Here is a 20,721-nt window from a genome sequence, read left to right as displayed (position 1 = left end):
CCAAGCCCTGGAGGTATCGGTGCAGACCCCCGACGAGCCCTATGAACCGTCATAAACCTAATGGCCGGTAGCATTCGGGGTGCCCCTCCAGCTCCTCCAGTAAGGGGCACCCCTCTCTCCACAGCCCCTCTCGAACCCCGCGATCCTAGCCATGGGGCCGATGGGCACCCAGTAAGGACCAAAAGTGAGTTTCCAGCCTCCCACCGCCCCCATGCCAAATCCCCACGGATCGTCGCCCACGAAGCTGCGCCGCCGCCGCAACCCGATGCGCTGGGCGATCTATGTTCTTGGCGCCCTGTTCGCCGGGTTCATTATCCTGACGGTCGCCGTCCTCGCGTTCATCCCCGACGAGGCGTACACCACCACCACTGCTGCCACTGTCACAGTGACGGCCGAGGGGGAGACCAAGACCGTCACCATCACTCCGGAACCGGAGACCACTACGGTTACCAAGAACGTCACCATTACGCCGAAGCCGAAGACCACCACGATCACTGTTCGGCCGGAGCCTGAGGTGCGCACGGAGACTAAGACCGTGACAGTGGCTCCTCCCGCCGCGGACACTGGTGGTGTGGATGTTGGCGCTGGGACGGGCGGCGGTGCAGATATGGATGCTCCGCCGGCTGTCGCTCCGTATCCGAACTGCCAGGCTGTCCGTGACGCTGGCGCCGCCCCCATCCGCGCTGGAGAACCGGGGTGGAGCAGCAGCCTCGACGCCGACGGCGACGGTCAGGCCTGCGGCGGCGACTAAGGCTTTGAAGCTGCGCAGCCAAGGGGACCCCGGCAGAAAATGTTGGGGTCCCCTTGGCTGTTCACCATGCGATGGCGAGTAATCCACCTGGCCGCGGCCGGCCAGGTTGCCCGGTACAGCTCCACCCTGACGGCGTAAGGGTCCACAGCCAGCAACAGGATCATGGCTACAACCCCGCCGAAGACCAGCAGAGCGCCTCCGGCGGGGCCGATTATCGCCCAGCACTTGGAACCTTTGTCAGGCGGTGCCGCCATTGAGGGCGGTGAGGCGGGCTTCGATCGCGGCGAGCCGGTCGGTGAGTCCGTACACGTCACCTTGGGAGTGCTCGTGGGGGCCTGGCGGGTACCAGCGTCCGTGTTCCGACTCGTGCGACAGCAGAATCCAGTCATGGGCCCGCCAGTCCGGGTTACGTTCCTCGACGAGCACCCGGTCATCGACTGATACCGCGACGCGGGATTGCATTCAAATAGGGGAGTCCGTGTACAGCTTGGGGATCACTACCCATGCCACGGACGGGTCTTCACTCACACGCACAACGATTCCCCGCCACATGCCTCAATCGTCCCAAGAGGACAAGGGACAGGGCCGGATCAGAGGTCGCGCTTACAGTGCTTCGCAAGCGTAGGGTTATGAGGCAAATAGATTGTGAGACATCCCCGGGACGGTACTTGTCGTGCTGCCACCCCGGGCAGTGCTGCGCAGGGTGATGGCGCTCCGATCGTCGCGGGTGCCTCAGCCGTTGGTGTGGAGGTGGCGTTGCAGCCACAGGGTCGACCAGAGTTTCAGGCGGGTCTCGTTCCAGTCCGGGGCGTCAACCACCAGCGCGTCGGGGCCGTAGCGGTGGACCGAGGCGACCCCGTCGCGGTCGGTGAGCTCGGTGATCATCCGCTCCACCAGCTCGGGGTGGTCGGCGGCGAGGTCGGCGCGCAGCCCGAGGTCGAAGCAGTCGACCTCGGCAACCACCGTCACCAGGGGATCCTCCACCGCGTCGGCCACGGGATTCTCCCCGCGCAGCGCGGCGAGGGTGCGCCGGGTGTGGGCTGCCATCTCGGTCCCGCTCATCGGGTCGCGGCCGTGGGCGGACTGGTAGGCGCTGTAGAGCGGGATCCCGGGGAGGAAGACATGATGGCCAGCGGCGGTCAGCACCGGGTAGTTGAGCATCGGGTAGTTGCCGAGGCGGTGCTCCCCGATGCGCCACTTTGCCACGGGGATTGCGGTGGTGATGATCCGGGCGAGGTAGGAGGTGAACCCGTCCACCAGCGCCAGGGTCTGGGCCGGGGGATGCGGGTCCACGAGCATGCCGTGGCGGGCCCAGCTGGGCCAGGAAGAACGAGTCGGGTCCTGGTCCAAGGGCCGGGGGTCGACACCAAGCTCGGCCGCCCGGGTGGAGATCCACTCCCACACCGGGCCCACCGACTCGGGGGTGTCCTCGAGCAGCACGTCGGGGTCGAGGCCGTGGGCGGCCCCCGCGGTGCGCAGGTGCTCCAGCGCGGGGGAGCGTTCGGCGAGGAACTCGTCCAGGGCGTCAGCGGCCTGGGCCTGGGACATGTCCTCGTACAACGGTTCTGCCATGGCGTCACTGTAATGTGCCACCGCCGGGGTTGAGGCCGACGGAAGTGCTGATCGATCAGCGCGGTGCCCGCAGGGTTACCCGTGGAGGCCCGAGGTCTCCTCCTCGAGGTCATCGAGCACCCACTCCGAGAGCTGGCCGGCCGGGACCACGACCGTGGCATCGCGAAGCTGCTGCGCATCCTGCGGAGCCGGGGGTTCCTCGGTGGCCTCCGCGTGGTAGACGGCCAGGGCCGTGGTGTAGCCGGCGGCCAGCTGGAGGGCCCAGGGGCGGTGGCCGGTGTAGCCGGGGTGGTCGGGGTCGGGGCTGCGCAGATCCAGCCACCGCGTCGCCTCCGGGGCTTCCTCGGTGGTGGGGATCAGGTGCTGGTGCAGGGGCCAGGTGACGTCGGCCCACCGGCCGGCGGGGGTGTCCACCAGAGGAAAGTAGGTGGCGACCCAGTGGGTGGGGCAGTGGGGGCGCAACTCGACGGCCAGGGCCCCGGAGACAGAGGATGTCATGCCTTCTTCCTGTGCACACGTGGAGGGTGGTGGCGGCCGGGGGCAGGACCGCCCCGCCGGGTCGCAGGGGGACCCGGCGGTGATGCCTCAGGGTAGCCAGCGAGGTCAGAATCACCGAGGCAAGCTGAGCAATATGACATGGATCCTCCTCCAAGCCGTGGTGGACGAGGCTGCTCCCCAACCCCTCGCCCGCGGTGACGCGTCTGGTGACTCGCAGGTGCGGGTAGGGCTTCTCCACCACCCCTCTCGGATGAAGTGGGGTAGTTGCAGGGGGGTTGGGCAGTGACCGTAGGCTGCGCCCAGCACTGATTGCTCATCTCTAGGAGGGCGCCGGTGAACACCGCGCGCGTTGTCGCTGAGCTGGTCGACACCGATGCCGGGAGGCGGCTGCTGGGTGTCGATGAGCTGGGTGGGCAGGTGGATACCGACCAGGCGGCGGGAGCCACCGGTTTCCCTCCGAGGTATGTGCACCAGCTGACCCGCCGGCTCAGTAGGTACGGGGTGGTCAGGCGCGACCAGCAGTCGCTGGCCGAGGCTGTCGGCTTGAGCCCGTTGGCCTGTGAGGTGGCCGCCCACCTCCGGTAGATCGGTGGCTTCGCATCCGGGCATGAACAAGCGCCCCCGTCCGGGAGGAGTGAGGGGCACTGCTGCGTTTGCCCGACGTCGGGCCAGGCAGGTTCTCGGTGCAGGTCAAGCAGGGGCGGTGAGGTCGCGGTAGTCCAGTTCCACGACCAGTTCCCGGTGGCGTTGGAGGGTCACCGGGTGAGGGCCGTCCGGGGAGAGGTGCTCGTGTTCGAGCTGACGGGTGAGGCGGGAGTGCAGCAGCTGCACCTGAACTAGGGGCAGGTCCTCGAGGTTTTCAGGGAAGTCCTGGCCAGGAGTCAGGCGGGTGCCCGGGGCCGGAGCAGGGGCCGGGCGGGCGGAGCAAGGGGTGGGGATGCGCTGTCCGCAGGTCATCTCCTGGGCGGCATCATCGAGGGCACGGTGCACAGCAGCTTCTTTCGGTGGCTACGACAAAGTCGTGGCCGACTACCCGACACGTTCCCCAGTTTAGGACATCCCCTCCCGGTCGGGGCGCCACGGTGCCCGGGGATCTGGCGAAGACCCGGTCACCCACCGATCCAGCGCGCCTCCCGGCACGGGGCGGATCGGGTCAGGCCACGGCCCCGCCGGTGGCCGGCGGGGTGGAGGGGTTGAAGTGGGCGGTCACCGGCCCGTTGTTGGCGCCGGTCACCAGCTCGGCGGCCAGCTCCCGCAGCTTGATGTTGCGCCCGTTGGACAGCGCCTTCAGCAGCTGGACCGCTTCGTCGTGGGTGCAGCCCTGCCGGCCCATGACGATGCCCACCGCCAGGTCGATGGTGCTCCGCGACTGCATGGCCGCGCCCAGGTCGGCCTCGGTCTCGCGGTGCCCGGCCAGCCGCAGTGCCAGCCGCATCGCGCGGGAGGCCAGGGCGACCTCACGCTCGATCGCCGCGACGGTCGTGGGGTCGAACTGGCGGAGGGACTCGGAGTAGACGTTCAGGGCGGCCCTGGCCTCCCCGTCGAGGTCGAAAGGGGCGGCCAGCACGGAGCGGATCCCGGTGCCGGCCGCGGCCCGGGCGTAGGGCGGCCACCGGTCATCGGTGTGGCTGTCGGCCAGCAGCACCAGCCGCTGCTCGTCGGCGGCGGTCAGGCACGGGCCGCCGTCGAAGGCGTACTGGACCTCGTCCAGGGCCGCGGCGCGTTCGTGGCTGGTGGCCACCGTGGCCGCGGTGCTCCCGCGCAGCACGGTGATCGAGCACCACAGGTCCTCGGCCCCCTCGGCGAGGGCGGCGGCCGTGCCGGCCACGAACTGCTGGAGGAAGTCGGTCAGATCCGTCGAGCTCAGCAGCAGATCCTCCAGCTGCAGAGCGCGTGCGTTGATCACCGTCAGATCCGCCATGGGCTCGTCCACCCGTTCTGTGTCCTGCGCGGACCCCTCGCCGCACCCGAGACCGGCATGGAAGCACACCAGCGGCAGAACTGTACCAGGAGGTAGCCCCACCGCAGCCCGACGTCACGGCCCCAGCAAGGGGCTTCACGTGGGGAGGCGGTCACTACCAGGGCGGGCCTGCCTCCCACGGCCAGCTACTTGACCGAGGGCGGCAGACCCTGCCCCAGCCCTATCATGCCCGACATGATCAGTAAACTTTCCATTGGTGGAACAGGCTGCATTGCCCGTGGTCACCATGCATGGGGGGCGCACCGACCGGCGGCGCAGACCCACGGCATCTCCACCCCACTAGGCGAGGGCTTTGGTGGGTTGTCGCTAATACCATCACGGTGGTCAACGCACTAGCTACTTTCTGGTAGTTTTTGGATTGCATTGGCTCACACCAGTGCTGCAGGGACGGGACTGACGTCCCTCGCCCGGATCCGGACCTGCACCTCCTCGTGCCCTCGGGCGCGAGGTCGCGGCCCCACCTCGCCGGGTGGGGCCGCTTCTTCATGTGGGGCCGACCGGCCGAAGGTTGCGCCTGCGCGCGCCCCTGTCGGGTGTGAGGTCTTTCGCGGGCACCAGGGTGGATCCGCCAGCAGGTGCGCCGCTGGCAACCAGACTGTCAGTCATCAGCGTGCCGTCTGGAGGGGCGTCTCGCACCGCCCACCTTCCCCGCCCGGTCCTCATCTGGGGCCGGAAGGGTGGACGGACTCGCCATGAATGCCGCTCTGACCTGCACCGTTACAAAAACGTAACCAGAATGAACCTGTATGCTGGCTGGAAGTTCTATGTAATAGGAGAGCCCCCCGGACGGGATGACGACCCCGCGTCGTCCCGTGAAGCGCCCCCGTGCCCCCACGGCCCGGGGGCGCTTTGCCGCCCATTCACTTCTGTTGACGTGACAAGGTTACTGACTAGTTTGTAGCGTAGCCATGCAGTGGGAGCCCGTGCCACAGGGGGTTCCGCTGTATCCAAGGATCTGGGGGCCGGTGCCCGATCACTATGGGTTCTCGTTTCCGCGGAAGCGCCCCTGCCGGGGGTGGGGGCGCTTCCGTTGAGCCACCAGCCACGCGCCACCAGAGTGGGTGAGGCGCCAGCTGCCTGCAGGGGATGCGGGCTCGTCCTTCGGGAGGCTGCGTGGGGTGCGGCCCATGACGGTTCGGCTCATCGGTGCCCGAGTGGAGTCATGCCCCGCGGTGTCTGCCCGCTTACGGATGGTGCGTCGTTGCCGGTGCAAGCCCGTTCTGGCAGGTGCAGGGGAGGCGGTGAAGCGGCTGGTGGTAGGTCCCCAGGAGCGGAGTCTGCGTTGTCGCCACGTTCTGGGAAAGAGTCAGCGCCCCGAGGCAAGGATGCAGAGGATGCAGTCGGACGCGTTGGGGGTGCTGGTGGTGCAGTGCCCCTGCGGACCTCAACGGTCGTGCGCGCTGCGGCCTCCGGTGTCCGCTGCCGGCGGCCCCGCCCCCTGGCGGGTGGGGGCCGCTGGAGGCGGGGTGGTCGCAGGCAGTGCCGCGGCCAGGTGCGGGGCGATAGCGGTGAGACGAGCGAGGTAGCCGTGGGCTGCCAGCTCGCTCAGGGCGTGTGGGATACGGGCTTTGGGGGTGCTGGCGCGCGCGGCGAGGTCGGCCAGGGCCAGAGTGTCCTCGGGCCCGGTGTTCGTCACCGCGCGCAGGACCCCGCAGGTCTCGGCGCTGAGCCGGGCATCGGCCCCGGCTGCAGTGGTGAGGGCCTCCAGGGCCGGGCGCAGCGCGGTGAAGGCCGCCGCCCGAGCCAACGGATCCACGGTCGAGGCGGCTCGGGCGGCGGTGGTGGGCTGGTGATCGGTTCCCATGTGCTGCTCCCCCTGGATCCAGGCCGCGGGCCGGTATTAGGGGAGAGGCCCGGAATGGCGCGGTGGTGAGAAAAGGAGACCACCGCCCTGGTGGCAGAAGATCCGTCCCCCCAAGGATCGAACGCATGGTCACGGGTCTTCCACCACCAGGGCGGTGGCGACATGATCGATGCCGGCCACCCCGGTCCCCCGACCGGTCGGTCTGACCTCGATCCACGGCCGGCGGTCCGGCCTCCCCCGACCGACCACCTTCGTGATACGTCAACAGTACCGTGGAGTAGGGAAATGATCAGTATTCATATTGTCGGTGATTTTGGGGACAAAACGGGTGAAGGATGAGCCGGTCAGTGCCCGCTGGTCAAAGCAGGCGCCCACCTTGTCCTCACGTTTCGATCACTGTGACCGATGGTCAGCCCCATCCGTCGGCATCCAATAGGCCAGGGTGGTCAGGGCGGGCAGGGGGGGTGTGCGCCGGTGCGGGGGGGGGGGGTAGGTGTGGTGGTTGTGGTGACGGCCCATGCGCTGTCCCTGCGGCTGGCGGTGTGGCTCCGGGCCCCGGCAGGTGCCGGCACCCGGAGGTGGTGAGGTGGCTGGTGGGGCGTTGGAATGCCTTACCAGCCACTGCGGTGATCAGTTGCTGATGGTGTGCCGCCGGCGCAGCACCAGCCCGGCCGCGGCGAGCAACCCCACACCGGTCAGGGCGCTCACGCCCAGGTGGTGGTCCTGCGCTCCGGACCCGGTGGTGGCGGTGCCGGCGATCTGGACGTTCAGGTCCTGGTTGGTGGCGTGCATGGAAGATCCCGGCACCCAGTGCACCGGGGAGATCCCCTGCGACCACGGGGCGCCCAGGGTCGCGATGGGGTCGGGGATCAGACCCTCGTCCACATCGGCGTCGGCCACGACCTGCTCAGCGTCCCCCACATCGGCCAGCAGGCCCAGATGGGCCTCCAGCTCCGCCCGGGCGGCGTCGAGATCGGCTTGGGCCTCGGACTGGACCTCCTCGACATCAGTCACGGCAGCACGGGCCACCCTCGAACACTGACCGGTCCATCGCCCCGCCGAAGACCCGTTCACGAAACCCTTACAAGGCCCGTTCACGCAACCCTTGTGAGGTGTTACCGCCGCAGGGCGGCACACGTTCTCTGCGGGGTGTGCCGAAAGGTGTTCTGACGGGCTCATCTACCGGCTGCGGGGGAGTGGTCGTGTCGTCGTTGCCGGCCTCGTCGCCGGCGCGAGGACGTAGTGCGGTGGGGGAAGGGGCGGTCAGGGCCCTCCAGAAGGTGTTCGGCTCCGGCCAGCAGACTCGCGGCGATCAGCAGCGTCCCGTCCTTAGTGGCCAGCGGCTGATTCGGCTCGACGGTGATGTGCGAGGAGCAGGTGGACAGATCGTTGGTGACGCGCACGGTGAACCCGGTCGCCGGGGTCGTGGTGGGCGGCTTCGCGGTCCTGTCCACTGTGGTGACCTCCACTTCCGGCAACGGTTGGTGGGTGAGGTCGTGCTCGGTGAGGATCCGGTGGCCGGTGGTGAGCAGAGCGGCCACCACCGCGGTGGTAGTGACGTCGGTGTCCTCGGGAAGCACGACGGTCAGGCCGGCGGCAGTGCCTGCGGCTGACCGGGTGATCCGGCCGGTGAGGGCGAAAGACCCCACCACCGGAAGCTCTCCCACCACCGGAGCCGGAGGCAGAGTCGGAGCCTGGGCGGGGGCGCGGTCGGGGGCTGCTGTCTGCGGGCAAGGCCTAGGAGTGGACGGAGAGCTCCTGGGCGTCGGGGGAGGGCCCGGGTGGGTGCCGCCGGGGAAACCCATCGGCTGGGTGATGGCAGGGGAGTGGTCAGTTTCGGTGCGGGGTGCACGAAGGCGGCGAAGTCCCCAGGCCGCCAGCACCGCCACTACGACGTTGAAGGCCACGGTCACCCCGTGGCCGTGCACAGCACCGTACGCCATGCCGCCCAGCGCCACGACCACCAGAAGGACGAGGGGCGCCCATGGCGTGGTCACCTGTCGGCGGCCCTTCCGCGTGGCGGTTTCCTGGCGACGGCTCTGCAGCATGGATCTCCCTCGATCCCTTCATGGGTCCTGCGGGTCATATCCCCGGGGTGGCTGTGACCTGCACCGACACCACCCGAGATAATGGTCAGCTTACTGATTATACCTTCTTAATAGGGAGATCCCTCTGTTTTTCCTGATCGCCGCTGCTGAGGACCCGCCGAGAGTGGCGGGGTGAGACGGGGGAGGTGGCTTGGTGCCAACGCGCTGCCCATCCCACGACTTTGATGGTGGCGGGGTGTCTTGTGGAGCAGGAGCTCCCGTCGGATCCGCCATTGTTGACGCACTTCAGATGGGGTGGCAGGAGAGTGTTGTGCCACTCGGGGAGGAATCGGCAGGCCACGTGGTGAAGCACCCTTGGCATAGCCCCGGATGAGCAGGCCCGTATCTCTTCCTGTTCACCTCATCGAATTTTTGTTGACACATCATATTACTGTCGTGTAGAAAATGGACAAAAGTCTAGAAACCACGTAAGGGAGCTTTCGGATGGGAACGAAGTTCAGCGCGGTGGCCGCCGGTGTCGGTGGGGTCGTGACCATGGCCTCCCTGGCCGGATGGTGCCTTTCGTTGGGGGCCGGGTCGACTCCGGGGCGGTGGCTGGTGGGGTGGATGACGGTGGGGCTGGTCATGTTGGTTTCAGGGGTGCTGGTCCGCTTCGAGGAGCAGGCGCGCGTTTGGCGCACTGAGGTGGACAGAGAACTGCAGGCTCGTCAGCAGTGTCATCGGCTCTCGGGGGCCATCGCGCACCAACCAGTTTCGGTGCACGCACGCGCAAGTTAGGGTTCGTGCCGCGGATTCCACGCTGTCATCTTGTCGTGGGCGGCCTCGGGTGACGCTATGACCGCACCGAAGCCATCCTGCTCTCGCTGTTGCTGCTGGCCTTCTCCTCATCAACTTTCGCCGACTACGCCAAGCGACCAAGTTATGAGACCAGGTATTAGAGCCGCTGCAGAGCGTGTAGACCTTTGCGGCGGATTTATCAGGCGCGTCATGGATGGTGTTGCGGCTCCGGTCGTAGAGCGAGCCCACCGTCTCAGCGTTGCTGATGAGGTCAGGGGATGGGTGTTGTGACAGTGACGGCAGTGTGGCGAGGTGGGTTGTCTCGTCGTGGCTGCGGTGTCGTGGTCGTGAATTGTGAGGGGGCGTCCTGGTAGTGCCGATGGGGAGGTAGTGGTCCACGACGATGTTCCGGGCGGTGTCCCTGCCCGGGTCGCGGCCTCAGGCTGGTGCGCTGTGCATCCGCTCGTGCTCCGGGTGTGCGGTGGGGGTGGCGGTAGGTGTGTTGATCGGCAGGGTGACGGTCATGACGGTGCCCTCGCCCAGTGAGCTGTGGCAGGTGATGGTCCCGTGGTGCTGGTCGATGATGTCCTGGCACACGGCCAGGCCCATGCCCAGCCCCGGCACGGTGCTCATGCGCGCGGTGGAGGACCGGTAGAACCGGCCGAAGACCTTGCCGGTGTCCTCGGCGCTCATGCCGAGGCCGTGGTCGATGACCTGGATCTGGGCGTTGTCCTCGTGGCGGGTGCCGAGCACGAAGACGGTGCTGTCGGGCCTGGAGTACTTGATCGCGTTGGAGATCAGGTTATCCAGCACCTGGCCGATGCGCACCGGGTCGCAGTCGGCCACCAGGGATTCCGGGGCCCAGGTCTTGAGGGTCACACCACTTTCGGTGGCCCGGGGTGCTGCCGAGGAGGTGGCCTGGTCGAGCAGCTCCACGATGTCGGTGGGGGCCAGGTGCAGGTCCGTGGCCGCGGTGCGAGCCCCGAGGAGGTTATCCACCATCCCCTGGAGCTGCTCCACGTTGCGCTCGATGACCTCCAGGCCTGCGCGGGCGTGGCCCGGTAGTCCCTCGTCCATGCCCAGCAGCTCCGTGTAGCCGCGGATGGAGGTCAGGGGGGTGCGCAGCTCGTGGGAGATGCCGGCGATGAACTCGTCCTTGGCCTTGAGGGCGGACACCAGGTCGGTGACGTCGTGGAAGGACAGCACCGACCCTTCCGGGCGCTGCTCGTCGTCGCGCATGGTGCGGGCTGATACGGACAGCACCCGCTGGGCGGGCAAATCCCCGTAACGCACCAGCTGGTCGGTGAAGGACTCCCCGGCCACAGCCCGGGCGATGGGTCGTTGCGCGGAGGCCATGGGCGCCCCGGACTCGGTGTACATCGCCGGCAGTGACGCCTCGGCGGCGCTGCCGTTCATCGCGCGCTGCCAGGCGTAGCCCTTCAGCAGCTCGTAGTTGCTCACCAGCGGGCGTCCGGTGGGGTCCACGGCCAGCACGTGGCTGTTGATCGATTCCAGCACGGTGTGCAACAGACGTTCACGCCGGGCGGCGGTGGTGAGGGCCTCGCGCAGCCGGGACTCCTGCAGGCGCAGGTGGTGAGTGATCTCCTGGACCGTGGCGCCAATGGCCAGGACCATGAACGGGATCAGCAGTCGACCGGTGAGCGCGTTCACGCTCACCGGTGTCGGGGAAAGCAGCAGCGGCGCCCACACCATGCCCAGGGTCATCGCCGCACCCAGGGACGCGGCCCCGCGGGGTATGAGCCCGCAGGTCACCATCCACAGCACCGGGAACAGCGCCAGCATCGCCGTGCCGGCCACCTCGGGATACATGCCCTCGCGCAGCAACCCGATGGGCAGGAAGTCCAGCAGCGGAACCGCCAGCACCGCCCGGGGAGGCAGCCGCTCCCAGGGCACTGCAGCACAGGCCAGAGTCAGAGCGGCGAACACCGCGGCAGCTTCCTGCACCAGAGGCTCTGCCAGCTCTTCGATGTGGAACACCGCGATGCCCAGGTACAGCAGCGCCGTGGTGATCGTCAGCGGCAGCTGGCTCAACAGCGCCCGCCGGCGCGCGGGTAGTTCGGTGTCCTGCAAAGGGCGGACGGACAGGAAGCGCAGGGTGGGGTCCATGGCAAGGGTTCTTCCGACGAGAGCTCACACCGCTGCCGGGGGCACAGCGGTGATTTGCAAAGATTACTGGTTGGTGTAGTGGTCCAAGGTCATGGTGTCGCCAGCAGGTTCACCACCGGAATCGCTCCGGAGATGTACCGCACTCTTCTGGGACGGGGCGCTGGTCCGTGGAAGTCCTTCGGAGGGACCGGAGCTGGGAATGATCAGGATGATTTGCGATGGCCCTCTCCGAGGCCGCAGCCTCTGTGGGGAACTCATCCACCCATCGAGACCTGAGGGTGCGGTGGACTTGATGCGGTTGCCGGGGATGACGGTGGTTGCTTTGGTGAGGTCCACGCAGAGCATGCCGTCCTCGACAAAGGGCTTCCACCGCTTGGTCGCGGTGGTGCCCATGCCGAAGTGCTGGGTGAAGGCGGTCGCGGAAACGATCGCCTAACCGGGGCCGCACATGGAGCCGTCGCGGAGCGTGTAGACGTGCGGGGAGGAGTCGTCGAGGGCAGGCAGGGCCATGACCTACCGGTCGCGGGCGTAGAGCAGCTCCACCGTCTCAGGATGGTCCACAAGGTCCTGGGCGGCCTAGCTCAACGAGACCATGCCCCGCTTCTGAATAGTCCCACTGGACGCCTTTGTCAGCGGGGACATTCTCTTATCGGAACCCTCGAACGGCATGATTTCTTGCGTAGTCAGTGGACGCAGAGCGCAGTATGCATCGTATTCATTGCACGTGTTGCATAAGTAATTGCCAAACCTCGGCAATGCGGTGTCTCGCGAGGTCAGGGACACAAGAAGTCGGGGATGCGCGACAGGTGGGGGTGTGCTGGGGACTGTGGGGTGATGAGCTGGATTCGATTATCGGGTGCCGGTTCGGGCGCTAGCTCCACTGCCGGGAAGCCCCTTGGTCATGTTCCGGGAGGCGTGCTGGCATGCGTCCGGAAAGGTGCGGATTCGCCGGTCGGCTTCGTGGTGGTGAGGCTGTAGCCGACGTTGCGCACCGTGGTGATCAGGTGCTCGTGGTCCGTACCCAGCTTGGCGCGCAGCCGCCGCACGTGCACGTCCACCGTGCGGGTGCCGCCGTAGTAGTCGTAGCCCCAGACCTCGCTCAGCAGCTGGGCGCGGGTGAAGACGCGGCCGGCGTGCTGGGCCAGGAACTTCAGCAGCTCGAACTCCTTGTACGTCAGGTTCACAGGGTGGCCGTTGACGTGGGCGGAGTAGGCGGCGTCGTCGATGACCACGGCCCCCACACGGATCCGGGCGTCGTTCGTGGGTTTGGGCGCGGTGGGGGTGGAGGCCAGGCGCAGGCGGGCCTGGACCTCGGCCGGGCCGGCGGTGTCGAGCACGACGTCGTCGACCATCCAGTTCGCGGCCACCGCCGCCATCCCGCCCTCGGTGAGCACCATGAGCAGCGGGGCCGTCAGGCCCTTGGCCGTGAGCAGCTGGGCGAGGTTGCGGGCGGTGACCAGATCCGTGCGCCCGTCCAGGACGACCACGTCGGGGGTGTGCCCGTTGAGGGAGCCGGAGGCCGTGCGCGTGGGTGCGAGGGTCACCTGGTGGTTGAGCACCGCCAGAGCCGGCAGCACCGATGCCGCGGGTCCGTCGGCGTCGGTGAGCATCAGAATCTGGAACACGGGGGGCTTCTCCACTCTTGCCTACGGGCCTGCCCTGCGCAGGAACCTACCCGGCGTCTCATCCTGCGTCCGGGTCGAGGTGCCAGGAGGTGGGTCCTGGTCATTCTGTGCCACCTCGTTCTGCCGCCCACCCCTGGCGTGGAGGGTTCTCCCCGGCAGCGGGCCGGCGCGAGGCCAGGTCAGCGGTGGGTCCTCTGCGGCGATCCTAATAACCCGGCGTGAATAGGTTGTTACATCTCCGACAGGCTGCTTCCTGGGTGTGAGGTGGCTCTCTAGGCTGGGGTGGACAGCGTCGTCGAGCACCCCCGCCCCTCACCCGGACCCGTTGGAGGTCCCGGTGCGCTCGACCCCCTGGAGGTTCCCATGATCGTCTCCGATCCGTTGCCCCTCCCACCGTCACCATTACCGGGGGCCGAGCCCGTCCGGGTATCCCCAGGCATCGGGGTGGGGGCGGTGTTCGACGCCACTCCCTCGGTGGGGATCAGTGTCCTGTCCCGGTATCGGGTGCGCACCGGCCGGGCGGGGTTGAACCTGCGCGCCGGGGAGATCGTGCTGTGCGCCCCGTACGAACCGGCCGATCTGGGTATGGTCGTGCTGGTGCGCTGCGAGGCCGACGGGCATAGTCCAGGTGCTTTGATCTCTACGGACCAGGTGGAGTTCATCGGGCCCGCCCACGAGCCGGTGGGCGTGTCCATGTGGGACAAGCCCGGCCGGCGTCGCCGCGCCTGAACCGCCCAATTCTTGCATCCTTCGTGCCTTGGTCCCACCGGAGGCCGGGTAGGCACCGATGGGTCCCCTGGTCTGTCACCGAGCACCACAGGGGTAGGGCAGATCCTCGAGCGGAGGGGTTAGGACTCGTGCTCGAGCAGGGACTGGGCGTCCGGGCGCAGCGGAGCCAGGAAGACCTCGAGCACCCCGCCCAGGACCGCGCCGATCAGCAGGCCGGCGAAGAGACCGGCGGGGCCGATCATCGCCCCGAGGGTACCGGCCAGCCCGAGGCCGGCCAGGAAGAAGAAGCCCCAGACGGGCACCGGATGCTGATCGTTCATGGCCTGACCGTAAAGGCGGCCCGGAAGCCGGCTGAAAGGAATGTGAGGAGTCTCTCGGCTGGTGCGAATAACTCCTTGCGCCCCGGGGCCGGCGGCGCCCCGGTGGCGCAGGGCCGGGCCGGGCCCTGGCGTGAGGTGGGTGTCGGTGGGAGATGGACGCGAAGTCTGAACACGGCTTAAACGCCGTAGTCATCCCGGGGTGGGATGCTGGGAAGGCCGTGGTGATCTGGCGCAGCAAGGGGGCCGGCGATGAGCAGTCGATGGATCCTGGGGCTGTCCCGGGTGCAGCCCGGGGACTGGGTCGAGGTCTGGGACCGGCGGTCCTTGCGCCACGTCGGTATCGTCTCCCAGGTGGCGCCCCACCTGGGGGTGCTGTGGATCGTAGAGGTGAGCCCAGGGGCCCCGAAGCTGATCTCCCTCCAGGACTTCCGCCTGCGCTACGCTCCGGTGACCCAAGCCGCCTGAGGTGCTGGGCGCAGGCCCCGTGGCGATGGGCAGGTCCTGCGCCGGTCGCTCCGCCAGGTGGGGGCCGGACCACCAGACCGAGACGGTGTAAGGCGGCGCCGAGCGGATGCCCTTGCCGATCACCGTCGTGGAAATCGAGTAAGACCCCCGGGGCTTCCCGTGCCAGGCGGTCCGAGCCGACAATAGGGCCTAGACCTGATGAGTGCACCGGCTCCGGCCGGGGCCATCGCCTGTCCATTGCCCTCTCGGCAGTACTTGGGGTGACCGGTGCGGATCCTCGGAGGTGGAGTGTGGACGATCGGACGATCGCCCGGGCTCAGGCGCGCATGCTGCGCACCGCGCTGACCCGTGCCGGGTGGACCGTCCACGACCTGTGGCGGGCCTACGTGCACGGTGGCGGCGGGGTCGGCCGGGTGGAGGTGGATGCATTCCTGCACGGAGCCCTGCACCTGAGCGCCCGCCACCGTGACTGTCTGGTCCAGATCGCCAATCAGCTGCTGCCCCAGACCGGGATTCCCTACACCTGGGACTTCCCCACCACAGAAGAAACTCCCGAGCACTGAACCCTAGGCCGGTGATAGCCCCGGGCCATGGCGAAGGCCACCCCGCCGTGACCCCGGGTGCGGTAGCTCAGGGCTGGCCGGCCGCGGTGAGGTAAGCCGCCGGTGGTCATCGACCCTGCACGGGTGGGTGCTCGTGGCCGCGGCCACTTCCCCTGATCCAGGGTATGCAGCCGATGAGCGGGCTGGGAAGCCAGGGGCCCTATGCCACCGGCCGGGACCTGCTGTCGTTTTGGTCGAAGGGATGTCCCCCGGTGTGGTCAGGGGTCAGTCGGTGATCAGTTCGTGGGCGGCTTGGTCGAGCAACAGGCGATCGAGGCGGGGCAGGTGCAGGGCCTGGTGGACATAGGCGTCGACTTCCAGTTGGCGGGCGTTGCCGCCGAGGCTGAAGTAGTGCCACCACAGCCGGGGCACCGAGATCCCGGCCCCGACCAGGGTGTGGTGCAGCTGGCGGGCTTGCTGAGCGGCGAGAGCGTCGAGCATGGGGGGGCTCCTTCAGCGTCGCGGCCCGGCAGGGGCCTGCGCGGTGAAGAGGGGTGGCGGGCTGCTTCACCACCCCTCTACCCGTTGACGCTAGCCCCGCATCTGAGCAGGGGCACACCGGGTGCGTTTAGTGGATCATCCTCACCGTTGGCGTATCCGGTCGGTGCTTTGGTGCGGCAGCGTGGCATGAGGAAGCGCCTGCGTCCGGGTGGAGTGAGGGGCACCGCTGCGGTGAGCCCACGTCGAGCTCAGGCGGTTCTCGGTACAGGTCAGGCAGCGTCGATGAGGCTGCGATCGTTGGCTTCTGGATAGGCGCCCAGCGGCGGGTGCTCCTCAGAGAAAGCCTGATCCGCAGATGGCGAGGATCCCTGCCACTGCCAGCACCAGGGATCCGACGGCGATGGCGTGATCCGCATCCAGTGACACGGCCTTCCCTTTGCGGCGCTTCCGCCGGCGACGCCAGGTACTCATAGTCGGCAGCGCGATCGAACCAAGAAGTGACACCACACCAAAGCACAACATCCCCATGTTGATCCCCACCCGCAGAGCATAGGGGAGCCCGTCACACCCGGCAGTGGTGCCAGGTGAACAATCCATGACGACAGGCCGTCTCCGCGGTCTCCGCCTCTCCATGGTCCGTGGGTTAATACCGCTCTGACGTGGGATAACATGCGAGGCCACAGGATAAGGACAGGGGCGCCCATGGTGTCGTGGCGGAGGATGCTGATCGTGGCGGCGGTTCTGATGCTTCTCATTCTCGAGCTCGCACTGGCGCCAGGCTGTGCGGGGGCCCTGGAAGCGTGCGGCCACAGCGCTTGTGCTCGCTCGGGCAACCGATAGGCCCGCACTGTGCCGGGGCGTTGCCCCGCGGTGCAGTGACGACCCCAGCATCGCCGGCCCGTCTCACCCGGGAGGGGTCAGTGGGCGGCGTAGTAGGCGTCCTTGACGGACTGGTGGATACGGCCGCGGTCGGAGACCGGGTGGCCGTTCTCCTTGGCCCAGGCCCGGATCTTGGCGGTGTCGGGGTCGCTGCTCGAGGATCGGGCCCCGGTGCTGCGGGAGCTGGTGGAACGGGTTCCGGTGCGGGTGGTCTTACGGCCGGCGGCCACGAAGGGGCGCAGCACCTCGCGCAGCTTCTCGGCATTGGCCTCGGAGAGGTCGAGCTCGTAGTCACGCCCGTCCAGGGCGAAGGTGAGGGTGTGGTCGGCGGGGCCGCCGTCGAGGTCGTCCTCGAGGTGCACTTCGACTTTCTGCGCCATGGGTGGGGAATCCTTTCGGGTGAACGGGTCGTAGAACAAGGCGGTGTTGTCGTACGGGTAGTCAGGAGTCGGCGGTGGTGTCATCGCCAACCGGGCCCTCCTGGACGGCGACGGCTTCGATGTCCTCCGCCGCCTCTGCCGCCTCGGCGTCTTGGATCGGTGCCGTGGTCTTGGTGCGGTTGCCGGTGATGACGGTGCCTTCCTCGGTGAGGTCCACACAGAGCATGCCGTCCTCCACGAACGGCTTCCACCGCCTCGTGGCAGTGGTGTCGATGCCATAGTGCTGAGTAAAGGCGGTGGCCGAGACAATGGCCTGCCCAGGGCCACGCCGGGAGCCATTACGGACCGCGTAGGCGTGTGGGGAGGAGTCATCGGCGGCACGCAGGGCCATAATCTGCCGGTCGCGGTCGTAGAGCAACTCCACCGTCTCAGCGTTATCGACCAAATCGTGAGCAGCTCTGTTCAGCGAGATCACGCCTCGCTTCTGGATAGTGACGCTGGGCGCCTTCGCCAGCGGGGTCATTCTCTTGTCGAACACCTCGAACGGCATGGTTCCTCCCGTAGTTACTGGATGCAGGGCACAGTATGCATCGTATTCATTGCATTGTATGCCTGCACGCTTCTTGCGCCTGTGCTGCGATGTGTCTTAGAAGGCTAGGGATGCGAGACGTCTCGTCGAACTTTTTTGCAACCCCGAGATTCTGGGCCGGAGGGTGTCTCGTAGCTTTGTGCTTTATCTATGGGCCTAGAATTGGTTACTCATCGTAGGTTGCGAGACAGATTGGGTTGACGTGGGCAAGTTGATTGGGTATGCGCGGGTGTCGACGCGCCAGCAGGACGCGGACCGTCAAGTGCATGACTTGCTGAAGGCGGGCGTGCGGCGCGATGATCTGTACGTTGACCATGGAGTGTCTGGAGGCCGTGGCTCCCGTCCGGCCTTCGCCAAGGCGATCGCCGCGGTCGAGGAGGGTGACACGTTGGTGATCACCACGCTGGACCGTTTGGGCCGCTCGACGCAGAACATGCTGACCTTCGCCGAAGCACTGCGGAGCAGGGGCGCGGGGTTGCGGGTGCTCAACCTGGGTGGGGGAGACGTGGACACGGCCACCCCGATGGGCTCGATGGTCTTCACGGTCATGGCCGCCCTGGCCCAGATGGAATTGGAGATCAAACGCGAACGCATCACCGACTCGGTGGCCAAGCGCCGGGCCGCCGGCAAGGACCTCGGGGGACGCCGACAGACCTTCACCGACTCCCAGATCCGCAACGCCGTCCGCCTCATCGACTCCGGGGAGCCGGCCACCCAGGTCGCCCGGGACCTGGGGATGTCGAGGGCCACCTTGTACCGCCGTATCCGGGAACTTCCGACACTGGTCTCGTGAGTGTGTTCGGGTTGGTGCATCCGATGGTGCGGACGACAGGTCCCTCACCGGTGTGCCAAGGGCAGGGGGGTGCGGCCGGGCATGAGAGGTCATGGCCCGCGGTAACCGATCCCCCCCCCTGGTGCCGAGGGGAGTGACGACTACAGGGTTACACCCCTATGGCGGTGGGGGCAACGACGCAGTAGCCCAGGACGGGGCCCGGTGGGGATATCACCGTACCCTCAGCAATGATGAAACCAGCGATCTATGAATAGCTCATCGAGGGCGAACGCCGGGAGTGCTCCAAGTGCAGGGACCCAAGGGCTGACGCGCGGACTCCAGGTATTCGACGTCGGTGGCTGGAATGAGGGCTCCAGGGCTGTATCCGTCGGCCTCGCAGCGCATCACCACCACCATCCCCAGGTGGGCCGGCTGGTACGGGGCGCACAGCACGATCTCTCCGGCCCGTAGGTCCAAGCCAGCTCGGTCGGCGCGTACGCGGTAGCGGGACAGGCCCGATGTTGTGGCTGAGGGAATCGAGGGGCGGGTCACTCCGACACCGATTCCCGGTGTGGGGCTGGGCGGATGGTCGGAGGCAGGCGTCAACACGATGTCGTTCATGAGATCTCCGGTTGCTGGAGGCTCCAGAGCTCGTCACAGGCTCGGGGTTGGGGGTGGGGTCGACGACGCTGACCTTTTTTGAAGTGGGGATCCGCATCGTGCAGAGGGCCACTGCATCTCAAGCCTCAGCGACGACTACGGGTACGACCCCACGGCGAATACTGAGGGCCAGGTGCAGACGCGGCCGGTGATGGCGGGCTCGTCCAGGAACAAACGTTGCGGTGCAAGGGGACTGATGAAGCGAGGTGCGCCCCGGTGGGTCCGGCAGCGGGCTGCCGGACCCACCCAGTGGCATCTACATGCGTTAATCTCTAGTCGGTGGTGTAGAGCAGGCGCTTGTTGACGAACTCGTCCATGCCCAGCGGGCCCAGCTCGCGGCCGTAGCCGGAGCGCTTGACCCCGCCGAAGGGCATGCCCGCGCCCTCGGCCTCGGCGGCGTTGACGTTGGCCATGCCGCACTCGAGCCGCTCGGCCAGCCGGCGCGCCCGCTCGGGGTCGGTGCTGAACACCGCCCCGCCGAGCCCGTAGGGGGTGTCGTTGGCCAGCGCGAGGGCCTCTTCGTCGCTGCCCACCTTGTAGACCACCGCGACCGGGCCGAAGAGCTCCTCCCGGTAGGCGGCCATTCCCGGGGTGATCCCGGTGAGCACCGCCGGGGCCAGGTACGCCCCGGGCCCCTCCAGCAGCACCCCGCCGGTGTGCAGGGTCGCCCCGGCGGCCACCGCGGCCTGGATCTGGGCGGCCAGCCCCTCGGCCGCGGCCCGGGAGGACAGCGGGGCGTAGGTCCCCGGGGCGTCCACCGCCGGGTCCCCCGGGACCAGGGCGGCGGCCTGGGTGGTGAGCTCGGCGACGAACTCCTCGTAGATCCCGGCGGTGACGATCATGCGCTTGTTGGAGTTGCAGGCCTGGCCGGTGTTGCCCATCCGGGTGGCCAGCGCCGCCCGGGCCGAAGCCGCCACGTCGTCGGTGTCGAGCACGATGTAGGGATCCGAGCCGCCCAGCTCCAGCACGACCTTCTTGAGGTGCCGCCCGGCGGTCTCGGCCACGGCCGCCCCGGCGCGTTCGGAGCCGGTCAGGGAGATCCCCTGCACCTGCGGGTCGGCGATGATGTCGGCGACCTGGGCGTGGGAGGCGAAGAGGGTGGTGTAGGCCCCGGCCGGGACCCCGGCCTCCTCCATGAGCTGCTGGATCGCCAGGGCGGTGCGGGGGCAGGACTCGGCGTGCTTGAGCACGATGGTGTTGCCCAGTACCAGGTTGGGGGCGGCGAAGCGGGCGACCTGGTAGTAGGGGTAGTTCCAGGGCATGATCCCCAGCAGCACCCCCACCGGGCGGCGCTGGAGCACGGCGCGACCGCCGGCGGGGGTGGGCAGGGGCTGATCGGCGGCCAGGGCCGGGCCTTCGGCGGCGTAGTAGGCGAAGATGTCCGCGCTGAACTCCACCTCCCCGACCGCCTCGGAGAGCGGCTTGCCCATCTCCTCGGTGGCGATCGCGGCGAGTTCCTCGACCCGCTCGGCGAACAGTTCGCCCACGCGGGCGGCGACCGCCGCCCGTTCGGCGATGGGCACCGCACGCCAGGAGCGGTAGGCGGTGTCGGCGGCGGCCACCGCCTCCCTCACCTGGGAGTCGGTGGCGGCGGGGAACTGCGCCACCACCTCACCGGTGGCCGGATTGACCGACCGGTAGGGGGACGGGGCGGTGGCGGAGGCAATTGCGGGGGTGGAGACGGTAGTCATCTCTGTGTCT

The 20,721-nt window shown here is 68.0% G+C and carries 22 protein-coding genes; 6 read left to right on the top strand and 16 right to left on the bottom strand.

Translation table 11 applies throughout. The annotated features are described in order from the left end of the window. The first annotated feature begins 184 nt into the window (after nucleotides 1-184). Nucleotides 185-751, top strand: coding sequence for an excalibur calcium-binding domain-containing protein (locus ACYSMR_RS18015; RefSeq protein WP_461748157.1), 567 nt, complete (start codon nucleotides 185-187; stop codon nucleotides 749-751). 237 nt (nucleotides 752-988) lie between these two features. On the opposite strand, the gene ACYSMR_RS18010 is transcribed toward ACYSMR_RS18015, so the two are convergent. From ACYSMR_RS18010 to ACYSMR_RS18000, 3 genes are all read right to left on the bottom strand, one after another. Beyond that, entirely contained in the window at nucleotides 989-1,213 is a 225-nt protein-coding gene (locus ACYSMR_RS18010) for a hypothetical protein (protein ID WP_461748156.1), read from the bottom strand. A 270-nt stretch (nucleotides 1,214-1,483) separates the two neighbouring features. Next, nucleotides 1,484-2,323 (bottom strand): hypothetical protein, encoded by an 840-nt coding sequence (locus tag ACYSMR_RS18005; protein WP_461748155.1) that lies wholly within the window; start codon nucleotides 2,321-2,323, stop codon nucleotides 1,484-1,486. 75 nt (nucleotides 2,324-2,398) lie between these two features. Next, a complete protein-coding gene (locus ACYSMR_RS18000) occupies nucleotides 2,399-2,821 on the bottom strand; it encodes a hypothetical protein (RefSeq protein WP_461748154.1) in 423 nt (140 codons plus the stop codon). A 333-nt stretch (nucleotides 2,822-3,154) separates the two neighbouring features. Between ACYSMR_RS18000 and ACYSMR_RS17995 the strand changes: the two genes are divergently transcribed. Further along, complete coding sequence (locus ACYSMR_RS17995; RefSeq protein ID WP_461748153.1) at nucleotides 3,155-3,406, top strand: hypothetical protein; 252 nt, start codon at nucleotides 3,155-3,157, stop codon at nucleotides 3,404-3,406. A 105-nt stretch (nucleotides 3,407-3,511) separates the two neighbouring features. On the opposite strand, the gene ACYSMR_RS17990 is transcribed toward ACYSMR_RS17995, so the two are convergent. From ACYSMR_RS17990 to ACYSMR_RS17960, 7 genes are all read right to left on the bottom strand, one after another. Further along, nucleotides 3,512-3,652, bottom strand: a complete 141-nt coding sequence (locus tag ACYSMR_RS17990) for a hypothetical protein (protein WP_461748152.1) — start codon at nucleotides 3,650-3,652, stop codon at nucleotides 3,512-3,514. Between the two features lie 322 nt (nucleotides 3,653-3,974). Further along, the gene (locus tag ACYSMR_RS17985; protein ID WP_461748151.1) at nucleotides 3,975-4,742 is read right to left on the bottom strand and encodes an ANTAR domain-containing protein; all 768 of its coding nucleotides are present in this window, start codon (nucleotides 4,740-4,742) and stop codon (nucleotides 3,975-3,977) included. A 1,444-nt stretch (nucleotides 4,743-6,186) separates the two neighbouring features. Continuing rightward, nucleotides 6,187-6,606, bottom strand: coding sequence for a hypothetical protein (locus ACYSMR_RS17980; protein WP_461748150.1), 420 nt, complete (start codon nucleotides 6,604-6,606; stop codon nucleotides 6,187-6,189). 630 nt (nucleotides 6,607-7,236) lie between these two features. After that, nucleotides 7,237-7,620, bottom strand: a complete 384-nt coding sequence (locus ACYSMR_RS17975) for a hypothetical protein (protein WP_461748149.1) — start codon at nucleotides 7,618-7,620, stop codon at nucleotides 7,237-7,239. 161 nt (nucleotides 7,621-7,781) lie between these two features. Then, nucleotides 7,782-8,273 carry a hypothetical protein gene (locus ACYSMR_RS17970; protein WP_461748148.1) on the bottom strand — a complete coding sequence of 164 codons (492 nt, stop codon included), beginning with the start codon at nucleotides 8,271-8,273 and terminating at the stop codon, nucleotides 7,782-7,784. 1,596 nt (nucleotides 8,274-9,869) lie between these two features. After that, entirely contained in the window at nucleotides 9,870-11,558 is a 1,689-nt protein-coding gene (locus tag ACYSMR_RS17965) for a sensor histidine kinase (protein ID WP_461748147.1), read from the bottom strand. 899 nt (nucleotides 11,559-12,457) lie between these two features. Further along, a complete protein-coding gene (locus ACYSMR_RS17960; protein ID WP_461748146.1) occupies nucleotides 12,458-13,183 on the bottom strand; it encodes a response regulator transcription factor in 726 nt (241 codons plus the stop codon). A gap of 363 nt (nucleotides 13,184-13,546) precedes the next feature. Between ACYSMR_RS17960 and ACYSMR_RS17955 the strand changes: the two genes are divergently transcribed. Next, complete coding sequence (locus ACYSMR_RS17955; RefSeq protein ID WP_461748145.1) at nucleotides 13,547-13,912, top strand: hypothetical protein; 366 nt, start codon at nucleotides 13,547-13,549, stop codon at nucleotides 13,910-13,912. A 119-nt stretch (nucleotides 13,913-14,031) separates the two neighbouring features. On the opposite strand, the gene ACYSMR_RS17950 is transcribed toward ACYSMR_RS17955, so the two are convergent. Continuing rightward, nucleotides 14,032-14,232, bottom strand: a complete 201-nt coding sequence (locus ACYSMR_RS17950) for a YtxH domain-containing protein (RefSeq protein WP_461748144.1) — start codon at nucleotides 14,230-14,232, stop codon at nucleotides 14,032-14,034. 249 nt (nucleotides 14,233-14,481) lie between these two features. On the opposite strand from ACYSMR_RS17950, the gene ACYSMR_RS17945 reads away from it, so the two are divergent. Beyond that, nucleotides 14,482-14,697, top strand: coding sequence for a hypothetical protein (locus ACYSMR_RS17945; protein WP_461748143.1), 216 nt, complete (start codon nucleotides 14,482-14,484; stop codon nucleotides 14,695-14,697). 290 nt (nucleotides 14,698-14,987) lie between these two features. After that, on the top strand, nucleotides 14,988-15,260 hold the full coding sequence (locus ACYSMR_RS17940; RefSeq protein WP_461748142.1) for a hypothetical protein: 273 nt from the start codon (nucleotides 14,988-14,990) through the stop codon (nucleotides 15,258-15,260). 264 nt (nucleotides 15,261-15,524) lie between these two features. On the opposite strand, the gene ACYSMR_RS17935 is transcribed toward ACYSMR_RS17940, so the two are convergent. From ACYSMR_RS17935 to ACYSMR_RS17920, 4 genes are all read right to left on the bottom strand, one after another. Further along, the gene (locus ACYSMR_RS17935) at nucleotides 15,525-15,740 is read right to left on the bottom strand and encodes a hypothetical protein (RefSeq protein ID WP_461748141.1); all 216 of its coding nucleotides are present in this window, start codon (nucleotides 15,738-15,740) and stop codon (nucleotides 15,525-15,527) included. 333 nt (nucleotides 15,741-16,073) lie between these two features. After that, the gene (locus tag ACYSMR_RS17930; protein ID WP_461748140.1) at nucleotides 16,074-16,280 is read right to left on the bottom strand and encodes a hypothetical protein; all 207 of its coding nucleotides are present in this window, start codon (nucleotides 16,278-16,280) and stop codon (nucleotides 16,074-16,076) included. 377 nt (nucleotides 16,281-16,657) lie between these two features. Then, nucleotides 16,658-16,999 (bottom strand): histone-like nucleoid-structuring protein Lsr2, encoded by a 342-nt coding sequence (locus ACYSMR_RS17925; protein ID WP_461748139.1) that lies wholly within the window; start codon nucleotides 16,997-16,999, stop codon nucleotides 16,658-16,660. Between the two features lie 61 nt (nucleotides 17,000-17,060). Beyond that, nucleotides 17,061-17,549, bottom strand: a complete 489-nt coding sequence (locus tag ACYSMR_RS17920) for a hypothetical protein (RefSeq protein ID WP_461748138.1) — start codon at nucleotides 17,547-17,549, stop codon at nucleotides 17,061-17,063. Between the two features lie 241 nt (nucleotides 17,550-17,790). Here ACYSMR_RS17920 and ACYSMR_RS17915 point away from each other — a divergent pair, with 241 nt between their 5' ends. After that, entirely contained in the window at nucleotides 17,791-18,381 is a 591-nt protein-coding gene (locus ACYSMR_RS17915) for a recombinase family protein (protein ID WP_461748137.1), read from the top strand. Nucleotides 18,382-19,292: 911 nt separating this feature from the next. Here ACYSMR_RS17915 and ACYSMR_RS17910 read toward each other — a convergent pair. Next, nucleotides 19,293-20,711 carry an NAD-dependent succinate-semialdehyde dehydrogenase gene (locus ACYSMR_RS17910; protein ID WP_461748136.1) on the bottom strand — a complete coding sequence of 473 codons (1,419 nt, stop codon included), beginning with the start codon at nucleotides 20,709-20,711 and terminating at the stop codon, nucleotides 19,293-19,295. Nucleotides 20,712-20,721: the final 10 nt, after the last annotated feature.

This window comes from Kocuria sp. U4B (genome assembly GCF_054875615.1).
The sequence above is the reverse complement of the archived record's forward strand: the minus strand, read 5'-3'. Positions and strand labels throughout refer to the sequence as shown.

Excerpts from the sequence above, each read along its gene's own strand:
- ACYSMR_RS17945 (WP_461748143.1), top strand. The coding sequence starts at position 14,482 with ATGAGCAGTCGATGGATCCTGGGGCTGTCCCGGGTGCAGCCCGGGGAC.
- ACYSMR_RS18000 (WP_461748154.1), bottom strand. The coding sequence starts at position 2,821 with ATGACATCCTCTGTCTCCGGGGCCCTGGCCGTCGAGTTGCGCCCCCAC.
- ACYSMR_RS18005 (WP_461748155.1), bottom strand. The coding sequence starts at position 2,323 with ATGGCAGAACCGTTGTACGAGGACATGTCCCAGGCCCAGGCCGCTGAC.
- ACYSMR_RS17955 (WP_461748145.1), top strand. The coding sequence starts at position 13,547 with ATGATCGTCTCCGATCCGTTGCCCCTCCCACCGTCACCATTACCGGGG.
- ACYSMR_RS17965 (WP_461748147.1), bottom strand. The coding sequence starts at position 11,558 with ATGGACCCCACCCTGCGCTTCCTGTCCGTCCGCCCTTTGCAGGACACC.
- ACYSMR_RS17910 (WP_461748136.1), bottom strand. The coding sequence starts at position 20,711 with ATGACTACCGTCTCCACCCCCGCAATTGCCTCCGCCACCGCCCCGTCC.
- ACYSMR_RS17985 (WP_461748151.1), bottom strand. The coding sequence starts at position 4,742 with ATGGCGGATCTGACGGTGATCAACGCACGCGCTCTGCAGCTGGAGGAT.
- ACYSMR_RS18010 (WP_461748156.1), bottom strand. The coding sequence starts at position 1,213 with ATGCAATCCCGCGTCGCGGTATCAGTCGATGACCGGGTGCTCGTCGAG.
- ACYSMR_RS17925 (WP_461748139.1), bottom strand. The coding sequence starts at position 16,999 with ATGGCGCAGAAAGTCGAAGTGCACCTCGAGGACGACCTCGACGGCGGC.
- ACYSMR_RS17935 (WP_461748141.1), bottom strand. The coding sequence starts at position 15,740 with ATGCTCGACGCTCTCGCCGCTCAGCAAGCCCGCCAGCTGCACCACACC.
- ACYSMR_RS17980 (WP_461748150.1), bottom strand. The coding sequence starts at position 6,606 with ATGGGAACCGATCACCAGCCCACCACCGCCGCCCGAGCCGCCTCGACC.
- ACYSMR_RS17950 (WP_461748144.1), bottom strand. The coding sequence starts at position 14,232 with ATGAACGATCAGCATCCGGTGCCCGTCTGGGGCTTCTTCTTCCTGGCC.
- ACYSMR_RS17920 (WP_461748138.1), bottom strand. The coding sequence starts at position 17,549 with ATGCCGTTCGAGGTGTTCGACAAGAGAATGACCCCGCTGGCGAAGGCG.